The sequence below is a fragment of the Bacillus sp. FSL K6-2839 genome, from assembly GCF_038003365.1.
In the GTDB taxonomy this organism is placed as follows: domain Bacteria; phylum Bacillota; class Bacilli; order Bacillales; family Bacillaceae; genus Bacillus.
In genome coordinates, this window is record NZ_JBBOOZ010000002.1 from 529,783 (window position 1) to 542,989 (window position 13,207).

Sequence of the window (13,207 nt, forward strand, 5' to 3'; positions counted from 1 at the left end):
AAAGACGACTTCCTGAGCGGAGGTCGTCTTTTTTATTCATAGACCATGATTTGGCGGTATCGATACAGAATATACAGTGCACCGATAATAGCGACAACTGCCACCACCGCATCGAACAGAAAGATTTGTAAAATGGTCGAGTGACTTTCAATTAAACCTGTTACGACCGGAATGACAATAGCCGACACCCCGCCGGCTGTGGAGATAATCCCTGTCATCGTTCCTTTGTTCTTCCAGAAGAATTCAGCCATCACCGTTAACGTCAGCTGAAAAACACCGGCTGTGGAGAATCCCAATACAAAGGCATTGACGGTTCCGATGACTGGGGATTTCACGACCAATAGGACACAGATGGAGACAAGTGTAATGATTGGATAGATCAGCAGCACAGTGACTGGACGGACAAAACGTCGCAAAAGAAATGCGAGCAATAAGACAGACAGCAGCCCGCCCATGCTATAGTAACTAAGCAGCTTCACAGCACTCCCTGAAGCCATCCCCAATATGGTCTCACCGTAAGTAGGCAGCCAAATTTGCGGCAACGCATACAGCCCATTTGACGTAAAGCTGATCACAATGAGTGCAATCCCTTCTCTCCAAAACGTAGGCTCTGTCGAGAAGCGCGGAAGTCCGTCATGCTCCGTTACCTGGACTTGCTCCACCTTGCGATGATTCGGAAATGGCAAGCTCCACAGCATCAAGACATTCACAAGATAGATCAGAGCAGGAACAAAAAATGCCATTCCATAAAACAAATCATGCTCTGCTAAAAAGAAAATCGCCAGTGGCAAAATGGTTGCCCCAATCGAGATAAAGGCCTTCACCATCACATTCGCAGATCCCGAGTTTTGAGGAAAAGCCTCCATTAACGCTGGATACGTTCCTGCATCCATCGCCGAATTCGCCACCCCTGCCAAAATCGCAAACGCAAACGCAATTTGATAATTCGGAGACAATGGGATTCCGATGAGAAACACCGCCATCAGCACACCCGAAACCAAAATGACCGGCTTTCGCCCAAAACGATCTGACAGAACGCCCGATAGACCATACGTGAGCACCCTGCCAATGCCGAGCGCCGAAATCATATAACTAATTCCCGCACTATTGGTATCTAACTGTTTGATTAAAAATGGCATATTTGAAGCCAAAATAATATTGACCATACCTAATAAAAAATAATTGATATAAAGACTAGAAGCCGTTCTCACATACGGATTCCTCATCCTGACACACCCCTCAACACCATCGCAATGAAGTGACAAATAATGGTTACGCTTACAAGATCTCATATGTGAGGAAGAACAGCTTTGCAGCCTTCACGTTCATACATCTCATCATGTCATGCAGCTCACAGCTTACATGCCCTTCATGTATCAAGCATTTCTTCAATTTTTCACTGCTCTTATTTTATATGAATGTGAAAGGTAATGATAGTGAATTGCTTAAATTTGAGGGGAATGCTGTAGCGAATATTCCCTGGGAAATGCAGAGGGATTATTAATAATGGATATAGTTTTTAATCATTGTCGTTTTGGAGGCATCATAAATAAATTCATGATATTAGCCCCCACGTACTAAACTCGTAATAATATTCCGTTCTCTCTATGCATAAACCAAAACGAAAATCCTCTGCGACTAAAATAAAATCTCCGTATCCACTTAAAAATTTCGTTTGCTCAAGAAGCTGGTTTAAATGGCTAAAAACTTCATTCAAGTTCAATAAAACCGCTTCAATTTCATGCTCTCGAAAAAATATTAATCTACCTTGTGTAGGAGTTACTTTCACCTGGCTGACCATTTCCTTTAACATGTGTGTAGACTTCTCAATATGCTCTCGATAGTGGTTTCCGTGTATTTGAATTTTATCTTCTCTCGATTGAAGGAAAGTAAATACCTTCTGACAATATAATTGATTTTCTTCTATACTAAAAATGGATTTTCTGGAAGTGTCATATAGCTTAATTCGTTCATTAAGTGTTTTCTTCTGCTTTTTCTTTTTAAGGTTTCGATTTTTGGTTATCACTCATACGGGGTCACCTTCTTGGTTTTCTTATTTTTTATATAGTGGTATACTGTACATCTTCCAATTTCGTGTTTATAACAAAAAAGCACTTGTTGCTTAATAAACAACTAAGTGCTTTTCGGAGCTAATTAGATAAATTAACTTTAATCTCATAGCAGGTTTACTCAGTTAGTAAAAGTTTTTCACAAATTCAGAATAGTCTTTACCTTTTCCATAAGTAAATAAACTTGAGTCTTCTGTTCTGGAATTTCAGCAACATACTCCATACAAATCTCTTCCAAGCACTATAGAAATCTGGAGTGTCCATTATGATTTCATGATAAGACGCCGTGTTCATAAATATCATTACCCCAGTATAAATTCAATATCCTCTGAATGCTCTGGAAGTTCATACCCTATTATATGATCTTGCCATGGTTCTCTATTAGATAAACACTCTAATACCTCAAGTAAATCATTCTTCAAAAAAGAGAAAAAATCTTGAACAACTGGCTGATGATCTTTTAGCACCAAACACCTCCTATTTTACGCATTGCATCATTTATACTTCGGTCCAGCTCGTCATCTGTTTCAAAAGCCTCAAAATTTAATCTTCATTTATTTGCTCATCAACCTCTTCTAGATATCTTTCTGTATCTAAATAAGATTCAATCAGATTATCTAAAAATTCGACACTAACCTCTCGATTATCTTCATAAATATGCATTTTAGCTCCAGCTTTTTCTAGTAAACTTATAATGTTTTTCATCTCTTTCAATTCATCAATATCTAATAGATTATAAGATAAAATAAAATCATTTTTATCCATTACTTCTTTTATTTCAGAAATACTTTTATCCGTATGTTTTCTTAGAATCGTGATATATTTGATTTGTTCATCATCTTTTTCTATTCGCATTTTCATTTTAGGCATTTAGTTTCTCCTCCATAGATTAGAAATCGTCAATAGGTTTAATTCTTTCTCCAGGCAGACTGTTCTTCCAATTACCTCCATGCCAACCATTAAAATGTTCATTTGGTGTAGCTGGATATATAATTTCACCTTTGTTCGCTAAATGTGGATATTGTGATGCACTGTAAGAATGGTGCCCTTGCACAGTTTTTCCATCTACTTTAGGCTTCTTACCATTTAGAATATCATTTAATTGCTGCTTATCCCAGTTCCTGGTTGGATCCTCTTTATTCAATATCCTTTGACGTTCCTGATACCAAAACTCATTCACACCCGTGTTTCTATGTTTAGCAAACTTTTTATTCCATTTATAATTTTCATATTCTAATTTCGTAATCGTCCTATTCTCAAATTTTTCTTTCAGCTCTTTCATCTTCTTAGCGCTTAACTGCTTTCTTTGTATAGGGTGCTTCCTTAAATCTAATCCCTTGGTTCTTTCTGCTATTACTTTCTCAGCAACTTTTTGTTCACCAATCCCCACACTACCATTGATACTCTTTTTACCAAACGGCAAAAGCATTCCAAGTGCCGCATTCATACTCGCTTCCTGCTGTTCTTTCGAGATCTTATTCCCAAACATATCTCGCCCCGTAATCGCTTCGCTGAAACCGTTAGTGGCGGTGATGCCATATAAACCTTTTTGTGATGTTTTTAAGGCGTCAAAGGACTTTTGTGACGTCTTGTAGACGTCGACTGCCTTGACTGCGGCTGATGTGGCTTGAGTCGTTTTATAGACAGCCTTTCCGCCTTTGAAAATGCGCCCTGCCCAGCCGACTATTGGAATGTAGCCTGCCGCTGCCATGCCGCCTGCGGCGACTCGCTGACCTGCGGTGAGCTCTTCGCCTGTGATCGGGTCAACGCCTGTTGCGGCGCGTTTTGCATCGTTCACGCCAGTCAGTTCATTCACGATATTTCCGCCATAGTCGAGTGCTTTTTCATACCAAGGACGGTTGGCGAGGGCTTCTTGTTCCTTTGCGATCTCGCGGGCTTCTTCTTGTTCTTTTTTGATTTTGAGATATTCAGAAGTTTGCTTCTCAATATCGATTTTTGCCTTGTAGATTTCGCTATTTTGATACGCTTTCTTGTCAAAATTCATAGGTGAAATCGCTTTTCCGTCATTTGTGGCATTCATCATTTCTGCATACAATGCCATTGTAGCTTGCTGCTCCGTCTCTGACAAAGCATATTCATCTTTTAAATTTTGATCAAGCTCTCTTAGGTCTGTGACCGTCTTTTTTCGTTCATCTTCCGCATCTTCTATTTTTTCATCAAAGGTTTGGCTATCAAATACCTCTAGAGAAATGAGATCATCAATGTCTTGAAAAATCGTTTTGAGTGCCTTTTTTTGATCTTTTACAATGCTTTTGGCATTTTTGATGCCCATATGTACAGCGTTGTCTAAAAAGTGTTCTTCTACGAAGGTATCGCCGCCAAAGTTTGTATCATCGAGTGTCCCAGAAACACCTTCATGAAAGGCTTTTTGCTTATCAATGAAGCTGATAAACATGTCTACATTTCCAGCCAGCTCTTTATAAAAGCTTTTAATGTTGTCGGCGCCTTTTCCAGTGAAATCATCACCGAGATTCGCCACACCTTGTAGTGCCTTTTTTAAATCTACCATTTGTTCACGGAGTTCCTGGTAGTGTTTTGCCCTTGTGTCTGTGGCACTTGTTAGTGCTTTTGCATCAAGTATCTTGCCCAGAAGAAGTCACTCCCTCCATTATTGATCATAAAGTCTATTTTACCGTGTCCACCAAAACGGAAAAATAGGCTAATTGACACAAAAAATGGGATAGACTCGCTATTTAACGGGCTAAAAAATAAGCTAGACAATGCGCTTTGCTCTGTCTAGCCATACATTCATTTTATTTATAATCATTGACAGGTCCTTTATCCATCAAAACCTCAATTTCATTAGAAGACTTCATTTTTAATTTAGGTCTGCGCTCAGAGTTTGGTTTGCTGTAAAGCTCAAGTGGGCGGATGATCACACCATCATTTGTATTTTGAAGTATACCTGGCACACAAGAATAAATACGATCATTGTCATTGGCATGTTTGGCATGAATCGTCACAGACGTTCCTTGGTGATTATCTATACTCATAGATACTCTATATCTATAAAAGGAACCTGTTCCGTTTGATTGGGCAGAATAAACAACCGGAACGACAGCAAGGATATCGTCATTTAACCGTAGTTTAATAACTTCTGTTTTCATTGATTCATGGTCTCTACCGACATCTCCCATATGCTCAACAGCTCCGCTGCCGTAACTTTTGAGAGCAGGAATTCCTTTCGCACCAAACATAGCCACATCTACTTGCTTTCCTGACTTTGTGTAGACCAATGCATAAATATCATAATCGGTGCCGGACTCCCAGGATACTGTAGCTGTGATCTCAGGCGTTTTCTCGATTATGATCGGTTTATGACCTTTGTCTAGATTAATTTTACCCTGAACTTTCTCTAAACTGATAGGTGCAGCGACTTTCTCTTTAGCAGTTGTCTTCGTTTGAGCAGGGTCTTTAATTGGTTGTTTTTCAGGAGCCATTTGATGTGTAGAAATATCTTGTTCATCAGGTTCAACCTCCACACCATAAAGATTGCATAGACCTACCAGTCCAGAATCGAAACCACGCCAAATTGAGCGTGCTTTCGTGTCACCATTTCTTATATATAGCTCTACTACGACAATGCCCTTTTCATTTGTAACGTTTACTGGTGTTAGATAAAACACCTCGTCGCCTGTTCGAATTTCTGCTTGCAAATGCTTCACTTGGGAAAAGCCCGTTCCTTGATCTTCTGTTAATGTAATAGCCATCTTTGTGATTCCAGCAGGCACTTTGCTCATATCAAAATTCAATTGATGCCTTTTCAATTGACCTGATACCTCTGCTGGTAAAAGTGACGCTGCACCCGAAGCACTCTCTGGTTGATTGTAAAAAATAATGCCATGATCTCCTTCAACCTGATCTGAATCTGTTAAAAGAAACGCCGTTAAAGAAATATCAATTGCAGATGACACTTCATAGCTGATGGATACATGTCCCTTTGGAGAACTTAGTAAGGTATTGGCTCCCATTTGCAGAGTTTGATTCATTTCAACAACTCCTAAACTTTATCTACCATTTATCGTTTTTATAGATCAATTATACCAAATCATGTAATAGAACCTATTAATATCTTTATCTCTTTTCAACCTCTGCAAAGATATGAGACAATGCCAACTAAAAGATAGACTACTCTTATAAGGAGAATCAATGTGTATAAAAGAATCATTCCTGCTGTTATGGTGATATTCGGCCTTTGGATTCTTCTTCAAATATCCTTGAACATTGAGATCTTTCAGAATCCAATGAACTATTTTGTCGCCATTACCCTCTTTTTTCTATGTATTCAGGCGTTAATAAAATTTAAGCAATAAAAATTACTCAGGCACATACACTTTTTTCAAAGGTAATAAAGATCTTGTCTCAGTGGGCATATCCTCATACCAATGTATAATAAGATTGACGAGTTCTTCTAAGTCCAATAGATGAACTTCATTATGCTTCGCAACAGCTTTTGCATGAGAGGTAAATCCGCCAGTAGAAACAAATAAACTATTTGCATTCATGGGGTTGGCTCCTAATAATTGCTGCACTTCTGGTGCACTGGCTGAATTTTTTCGATGCTTGACTTGTACTTTAATAATAGGCTTTTCAAATCCAAATGCATCTTTATAAGCTAATACATCTACACCACCGTCAGGACCTTTTGGGCTCACACGAACATTGTATGACATAGCTTGCAGTAAGCCTCCGACTAAGTCTTGCATCTTCCACGGATCCAATTTATCCACCTTATCTGCAATCATGACAGTTGCTTTGCTGACTAAATCTTCAATGATTTCATCTTCTTCTGCCTCATCTTCGAATACTGGTATAGAAGTAGGGTTTTTAAGTAGGTGTTCAATTTCTATCCCCCAATTATCTACACGAAAAACAGTTGATATAGAACCGAGGCTGTTCTTAGCTGATTGGCTAAGAGAATCTCGTTTCACTGGGATTGGTTCCCAATTGACTTGAATATGATTTGGATACATTTTATCCCCTGCTGCTTCATCAAAAAAATGTGGAGCAGTCACCGTACCAACTCGATATTCACGGCTTTCTTTTATGTATGTAATAATTCGATCTCCCTTTTGAATTTCTCTACTAAACCTCCATACCTGACTAACCCAGCTTCTTCTCGTAAAAGGTTTGTTCTCGGCGTATATGACATCAGCTCGAGCATTCATCTCTTGCTTTGTTTGATATTGTTTTGGATTACCTAATTTAGGCCACCCGATTGATGCTAATCCTTTCTCTTCCCAAATCGGAATTAAATCATTCTGGTCGCCTGCACGCACCATCCACCATTTCGTCATTTACGATCTCTCCCATTCCAATCTTCTTCTTTCTTACTAAATTATAAGACTTATATCTAGTGAACAAAAGGATATACAAACCAATTTTCCCCAAAGAACGTAAAAACCCGAACAAGCACATACTTCGCTCATCCGGGCTTCTCTTTTCCTTTGTTACACTTCTTCACCGTTCGTGGCAATGACGTTTTGGTACCAAGTAAAAGAATCTTTTTTGAGTCTCTTCATCGAGCCGTTGCCTTCGTTGTCGCGGTCAACGTAGATCATGCCGTAGCGTTTTTTCATTTCACCTGTTGTGAATGACACGATATCAATGATGCCCCAAGGTGTGTAGCCAATAAGGTCAACACCGTCGTATTCAATGGCTTTTTTCAGTGCTTCGATATGAGAAGCGAGATATTGAATACGTTCTGGATCGTGAATAGAACCGTCTTCTTCCACTTGATCTATGGCACCAAATCCATTTTCTACAATGAATAGCGGGATTTGATAGCGATCGTAAAAACGATTCAATGTATATCTTAAGCCTGTCGGGTCAATGGACCAGCCCCAGTCGCTTGATTTGATATAAGGATTGTCTACACCATGCGGCAGGGCTCCGTTGACAATATCTCCGTTGTTATCAGACACTGCATCACTTTTAACCGTTGTCGACATGTAGTAGCTAAAGCCAAGATAATCTACTTTCCCTTTTCTTAAGCTTTCTTCATCGCCTTCTTCAAACGGAATATGGTAGCCTTCGCGTTCGAATTCTTTAAGTGCATAGCTCGGATAGTAGCCCCGAACTTGTACATCTGGGAAGAAATAGCGTTGTCTCATATATTCTTCAGCAAGCATGACATCCTCTGGATTTGAGGAATATGGATAGATTGGTACGTGAGAAACCATTGCTCCAATTTGAAAAGCAGGATTGATTTCTTTTCCTTTTGCTACTGCCCACGCACTTGCAAGTAATTCATGATGTCCTGCTTGATACATGATTTCTTTGGCATTTTCGCCTTCTTTGACTGATACCCCTGAATTTGTCCAAAGGAACAGTGGGTTGTTGACATCCATTTTGTTATTGATTTCATTAAATGTCATCCAGTATGTGACTTTGTCCTTGTATCGATTGAAGCACACTTCTGCGAATTTCGCGAAATACTCAGCGACTTTTCGGCTTCGGAACCCGCCGTATTCTCTTGCCAAATGAAGCGGCATCTCAAAGTGAGACAGTGTAATCACAGGCTCGATGCCATGCTTGAGCAGTTCATCAAATACATCATCATAGAATTGTAAACCAGCTTCATTCGGTTCCGCTTCATCTCCATTTGGGAAAATTCGGCTCCAGCCGATGGATGTACGCAGGCATTTCAAACCCATTTCGGCAAACATCGCGATATCTTCCTTGTAACGATGGTAGAAATCGATCGCTTCATGGTTCGGATAAAATTTGCTGTCTTCTATCGTCTCAGTAATTTGTCTCGGTACTCCGTGAGCACCTGCTGTCATCACATCTACAACACTTGGGCCTTTTCCTGCTTCATTCCATCCACCTTCGAATTGATGTGCAGCTAATGCTCCGCCCCATAGAAAATCTTTTGGTATTGTCATTATTGATTCCTCCTATTTTACAATTGTAATCATGACGTCCGTTGGCTGACATGTCGATTGTGCTTCTACGATCACATCTTCATACGCTTGTGTATTGGTGATGATGACTGGTGTGACTGTTTTTAATCCTTTGCTTTCAATGGCTTCTTGATCAAATGTCATCAACAAGCCACCCTTTTTCACCTTGTCACCTTCTTTGATGTTAAGTGTAAATGCTGAACCATCTAAGGAAACCGTATCAATTCCTACGTGAACAAGTAACTCCACACCAAATTCTGAACGAAGTCCAACGGCATGCTTTGTTGGTGCGAGCATGACAACACTGCCGTCAAACGGTGCATACAGCTTATTGTCTGTCGGTTCAATGGCAAAGCCTTTGCCCATCGCCCCGGAGCTAAATACGGCATCCGGTACTTCAGATAATGTGAGCACTTTTCCTGCAAGTGGTGCAGTGATTGTTTCCTCATTGTTCATCGAAGCATTCATTTTTTCTCCATCTTGATCTTTGACAGGTGTTGCACCGGCTGTCTGTTCTACTGTATCTTCCCCATAACCAAACATTTGAATGAGTACAACTGGTAAGATCAGCGCAATTGCGACACCAATTAAAATACCGATGATCGATGTTGGATAATCTGCACTAATTCCGTTCACAATTGTCAGCGGACCAGGCAAACCTGCATACGCAAAGTAATAAGGTGTGAAGAAGCTAGCAACGATGGCACCGGCTGCTCCAGAAATACATCCGAAAATAAACGGCTTTTTAAAACGTAAGGTAACACCGTAAATCGCAGGCTCCGTAATCCCGAAGAATCCCGTGATTCCAGCTGAGACTCCGACTTTCCGTGTTTCACGGTTTCTTGCTTTTAAAATAACTCCTAATACTGCGCCGACCTGAGCGATAACAGCGATGGTTTGATATGCCTGGAAGGAGTCACGTCCATATTGTTCAAAGTTGGCGAGCACCATTGGCGTAATGCCCCAGTGAACGCCGAATATGACAAGTACTTGCCAGAATCCACCGATAATGGCGCCTGCTAAAGCCGGTACATTTTCTGCTAAGATATTGTATCCGTTTGCAATCCCATTTGCACCTGCTGTTGAAAGAGGACCAATTAATAGAATGGTTAACGGAACCATGACGACCATACAGATAAACGGTACAAATAACGGTTTTACTACCTCGTGAATCCGTTTATTTAAAAATCTCTCTACATATGAAAGAATCCATACCAAGAACAGCGGAGGCAAAACAGATGACGTATAAACAGTTTCAGATAACGCAATGCCTAAAAAGGTAACGCCTTCACCTGAAGCCACACGCCCAGCAATTTCTGTCCAAGCTGGACTGACAAGCGCTGCTGTACACGCTACTGCGATATACATATTCGTTTTAAAATGCTTAGCTGCTGTGATGGCAATAAAGATTGGTAAAAATGTAAACGGTGCCCATGAAATGAAACTAAAGACTTCATATGTTCCCGTTTTCGAAAAGCTTGGAAATAACAAATTAATGAGGATAAGTGCACCTTGTAAAATACCAGCTGCAGCCAAAATATACACAAAAGGCGCAAACACAGCGGACATGGTCGCAATGACACGGTTCAGTACCGTTCCCTTGTTTTCATTAGACTGGTCATCATCCGACGATTGGAGTTGAACAAGGCTTGAAAAATGCTCGTATACCTCCCCAACATGCTGGCCGATGACGACCTGAAATTGACCGCCGTTTTCCACCACGGTAATGACGCCATGCATCGCATTTACTGCTTCCTTGGCCTTTGGATTTGAACGTTTTAGTACCAATCGCAGCCGCGTGGCACATCTTGCGGCACTCACCACATTTTCTTCTCCGCCAACTGCCTCTAAGATGTCTTCTGCAAGCTTTTGATAATCCCTCACTTTTGACATATAAAACCCCCCATTATCACTACTAGTATATGTATATTATAATTATACCGGTACAATATATCAATACATATATAATTTTGATTAGCATATCAAAGAAAAATCGGTATGTGCTATAATCAAAGACAATAAATCGTGAAAACAAAGAGGAATGGCTATGTTAAAGTATCAACAAATTGCGAGCGATATTGAAAAATATATTGTCACCCATGAGCTGCAGCAAGGGGACAAACTCCCTGTACTTGAAACCCTCATGAGCCAATTTACTGTGAGCAAAAGTACAATTATCAAATCATTAGACTTACTCGAAAGAAAAGGAATTATCTATCAAGTGAGGGGCAGCGGCATCTTTGTTAGAAGACACCGGCGCAAGGGCTACATCAGCCTTTTATCCAACCAAGGGTTTAAAAAAGATTTAGAGGAATTTCAACTGACATCAGAGGTTTTAATGCTAGACACCATCAAACCGCCCGAGGAAGCTTCGCTTAATTTGAACATTGAACAAGAAGAGGATGTTTTTTACCTCAAACGTATTCGTTACATCAATGGAGAAACCTTATGTTTAGAAGAATCCTATTATCGAAAAACTATCATTCCCTATCTCAACACAGAAATTGCCGCCGATTCTGTTTTTAAATTCATCAGTGAAGGTCTTGGACTCAAAGTAGGCTTTTCCGATATGTACTTACAAGTAGGCAAACTAAACGAAACCGAAGCAAAACACCTCGGCCTCAAACAAAACGATCCCGCTCTCCGCGTCGAGACGGTCTTTCACCTTACAAACGGACAGCCCTTCGACTTCTCGAAAATCACGTATAACTACATGCAATCCCAGTTTTTTATTCAAGCGAATAATTATTATGGGTGATGGATGGAAAAAGCCTCCTGAGACAATCAGGAAGCTTTTTTGTCGTATGAAGAAATGTCGCATGATGAATGTTTTGCCGAATATGAGGCATCACCCGCTCACCTCATCAGTTAATGAAGGCGTTTTGATTCCGCCGCAGCAATACAATCCCTAATTCGGATACGAGCTTCACAATGTTATGACTCACGCCAGACTGTGTCAGCCCAAGTTTCTCCTCGGCTTTTAAAACTGCCGGATTCGACGACTGTTAGAAATACTTTGGATTGGAATGTGATCAGTTTGCTTATCTCATATGTTAATCTCACATTAAATCTTGGCAAAGCCTACTGCTCGATATATCTTTGATCTTTCGATTTAAATGGCTTTCTACCAACTGAAAACATTTTTCCTGAATCAATGACCGTTTATGCGTGTCTAGTTGTTCTTTTTCATCACCATGCACATCTTCATCTTCCTCTAACTGAAAATCAGTTAAGTCCATTTTGTCATGAACATGAGTTTTAATAAAAACATGAGCATTGTGAAAATAGTGCATATGCTCTATTAAAGAAGAGATCGTGGTGATAAAATCATCGAATGTTTCTTCTTCAAACGTTTTTTTGAGATCGAGATTACTATGGACATCAATTGAAATGTAATTATCTCTTTCATCCAGTTCTTCTTGGGTAGCTAGGGGATTATCGTGAGTCGTTGCTTTTCTATTTAAATCTGTAATGGAGAAATAAATGGTGATTTCTTTTTTATCGAGAAATTCATACTCCCATATTTCTGCGTCTCTTAATCTTAATATGCGGGTTAGGTTGTCCAACTTTTTAAACCCTCCATTGTTATTCATCTATTTCTAAAAAATGATGATCTTAATTCGTCGTTGCCGACGACGAAGACCTAGACGCTGCCTCATCAGCCTTCACACAATCAATCGCAACAACCAACGCAATCATTACAGGCTCCATCTCTTCTTTCAAAATATCAACCTTATAGCTGTCACCCCAAGTAAACCATTCCTTCTTCACCTGACCGATCACTTCGCCGTTCTGCAGCACTTGGAAATTCATATCCCACCAGTTGCCTTGTACTTCTACACCAGCAGCATCAATTGAATATTTTGCTTTAAAGAACGTAAACTCTTTTTTGATCGTCAATACCTCTTGCCCACCAACTTCTACTAAAAACTTTGGTAAAAAGCTAAACATTTTCTTCGTAATCACGGCGATTTCTTCTCGTTCTGTATTCAGAATGGTGAACGTCTTCGGCATCTTCATAAAGCTGCCCTCGACCACATACACATCGTTCTCCTGCTGATCCTTTACCGTAAACTTGCCGCTCAGACTAAATACTTTCTGCTTCATGTAAAGCTGTTTCATATGTACCTCCCTCTACTAAATGACAACTTCATTAAAGTTTATCATACAGAAAAAGGCACAGATAACCCAGCTGTAAATTTCTTCACCAAA

14 protein-coding genes are annotated in these 13,207 nt (G+C 40.0%); 2 read left to right on the top strand and 12 right to left on the bottom strand.

The features are described from left to right. Nucleotides 1-32: 32 nt before the first annotated feature. The 6 genes from MHH26_RS16790 to MHH26_RS16815 form a co-directional block, all read right to left on the bottom strand. Nucleotides 33-1,226: an MFS transporter gene (locus MHH26_RS16790; protein WP_340974160.1), complete on the bottom strand. Its 1,194-nt coding sequence runs from the start codon at nt 1,224-1,226 to the stop codon at nt 33-35. A 329-nt stretch (nt 1,227-1,555) separates the two neighbouring features. Further along, the gene (locus MHH26_RS16795; RefSeq protein ID WP_340974162.1) at nt 1,556-2,026 is read right to left on the bottom strand and encodes a YxiF family protein; all 471 of its coding nucleotides are present in this window, start codon (nt 2,024-2,026) and stop codon (nt 1,556-1,558) included. Nucleotides 2,027-2,371: 345 nt separating this feature from the next. After that, the gene (locus tag MHH26_RS16800; protein ID WP_309415977.1) at nt 2,372-2,536 is read right to left on the bottom strand and encodes a hypothetical protein; all 165 of its coding nucleotides are present in this window, start codon (nt 2,534-2,536) and stop codon (nt 2,372-2,374) included. 76 nt (nt 2,537-2,612) lie between these two features. Continuing rightward, the gene (locus MHH26_RS16805; RefSeq protein WP_106030721.1) at nt 2,613-2,939 is read right to left on the bottom strand and encodes a hypothetical protein; all 327 of its coding nucleotides are present in this window, start codon (nt 2,937-2,939) and stop codon (nt 2,613-2,615) included. Nucleotides 2,940-2,958: 19 nt separating this feature from the next. Beyond that, on the bottom strand, nt 2,959-4,680 hold the full coding sequence (locus tag MHH26_RS16810; protein WP_340974425.1) for a T7SS effector LXG polymorphic toxin: 1,722 nt from the start codon (nt 4,678-4,680) through the stop codon (nt 2,959-2,961). Between the two features lie 163 nt (nt 4,681-4,843). After that, the gene (locus MHH26_RS16815) at nt 4,844-6,079 is read right to left on the bottom strand and encodes a TerD family protein (RefSeq protein ID WP_334750629.1); all 1,236 of its coding nucleotides are present in this window, start codon (nt 6,077-6,079) and stop codon (nt 4,844-4,846) included. A 162-nt stretch (nt 6,080-6,241) separates the two neighbouring features. Between MHH26_RS16815 and MHH26_RS16820 the strand changes: the two genes are divergently transcribed. Further along, on the top strand, nt 6,242-6,403 hold the full coding sequence (locus tag MHH26_RS16820) for a hypothetical protein (protein WP_334750630.1): 162 nt from the start codon (nt 6,242-6,244) through the stop codon (nt 6,401-6,403). Between the two features lie 3 nt (nt 6,404-6,406). Here MHH26_RS16820 and MHH26_RS16825 read toward each other — a convergent pair whose 3' ends face one another. The 3 genes from MHH26_RS16825 to MHH26_RS16835 form a co-directional block, all read right to left on the bottom strand. Continuing rightward, on the bottom strand, nt 6,407-7,387 hold the full coding sequence (locus MHH26_RS16825) for a restriction endonuclease (protein ID WP_334750631.1): 981 nt from the start codon (nt 7,385-7,387) through the stop codon (nt 6,407-6,409). A 153-nt stretch (nt 7,388-7,540) separates the two neighbouring features. Continuing rightward, complete coding sequence (bglA, locus tag MHH26_RS16830) at nt 7,541-8,980, bottom strand: 6-phospho-beta-glucosidase BglA (protein WP_340974426.1); 1,440 nt, start codon at nt 8,978-8,980, stop codon at nt 7,541-7,543. 9 nt (nt 8,981-8,989) lie between these two features. Beyond that, nucleotides 8,990-10,888, bottom strand: coding sequence for a beta-glucoside-specific PTS transporter subunit IIABC (locus tag MHH26_RS16835; RefSeq protein ID WP_340974166.1), 1,899 nt, complete (start codon nt 10,886-10,888; stop codon nt 8,990-8,992). Nucleotides 10,889-11,042: 154 nt separating this feature from the next. Here MHH26_RS16835 and MHH26_RS16840 point away from each other — a divergent pair, with 154 nt between their 5' ends. Then, nucleotides 11,043-11,753, top strand: coding sequence for a GntR family transcriptional regulator (locus MHH26_RS16840; RefSeq protein ID WP_340974167.1), 711 nt, complete (start codon nt 11,043-11,045; stop codon nt 11,751-11,753). A gap of 106 nt (nt 11,754-11,859) precedes the next feature. On the opposite strand, the gene MHH26_RS19275 is transcribed toward MHH26_RS16840, so the two are convergent. The 3 genes from MHH26_RS19275 to MHH26_RS16850 form a co-directional block, all read right to left on the bottom strand. Continuing rightward, nucleotides 11,860-11,940 (bottom strand): hypothetical protein, encoded by an 81-nt coding sequence (locus MHH26_RS19275; protein ID WP_409482246.1) that lies wholly within the window; start codon nt 11,938-11,940, stop codon nt 11,860-11,862. Nucleotides 11,941-12,054: 114 nt separating this feature from the next. Next, nucleotides 12,055-12,561: a hypothetical protein gene (locus tag MHH26_RS16845; RefSeq protein WP_340974169.1), complete on the bottom strand. Its 507-nt coding sequence runs from the start codon at nt 12,559-12,561 to the stop codon at nt 12,055-12,057. Between the two features lie 49 nt (nt 12,562-12,610). Next, nucleotides 12,611-13,117 carry an LURP-one-related/scramblase family protein gene (locus MHH26_RS16850; RefSeq protein ID WP_340974171.1) on the bottom strand — a complete coding sequence of 169 codons (507 nt, stop codon included), beginning with the start codon at nt 13,115-13,117 and terminating at the stop codon, nt 12,611-12,613. Nucleotides 13,118-13,207 lie beyond the last annotated feature (90 nt).

Bases quoted from the DNA above. Each gene is read 5' to 3' on its own strand.
- MHH26_RS16790 (WP_340974160.1), bottom strand. From the start codon at position 1,226: ATGAGGAATCCGTATGTGAGAACGGCTTCTAGTCTTTATATCAATTAT.
- MHH26_RS16805 (WP_106030721.1), bottom strand. From the start codon at position 2,939: ATGCCTAAAATGAAAATGCGAATAGAAAAAGATGATGAACAAATCAAA.
- MHH26_RS16815 (WP_334750629.1), bottom strand. From the start codon at position 6,079: ATGAATCAAACTCTGCAAATGGGAGCCAATACCTTACTAAGTTCTCCA.
- MHH26_RS16825 (WP_334750631.1), bottom strand. From the start codon at position 7,387: ATGACGAAATGGTGGATGGTGCGTGCAGGCGACCAGAATGATTTAATT.
- MHH26_RS16835 (WP_340974166.1), bottom strand. From the start codon at position 10,888: ATGTCAAAAGTGAGGGATTATCAAAAGCTTGCAGAAGACATCTTAGAG.
- MHH26_RS16840 (WP_340974167.1), top strand. From the start codon at position 11,043: ATGTTAAAGTATCAACAAATTGCGAGCGATATTGAAAAATATATTGTC.
- MHH26_RS16850 (WP_340974171.1), bottom strand. From the start codon at position 13,117: ATGAAACAGCTTTACATGAAGCAGAAAGTATTTAGTCTGAGCGGCAAG.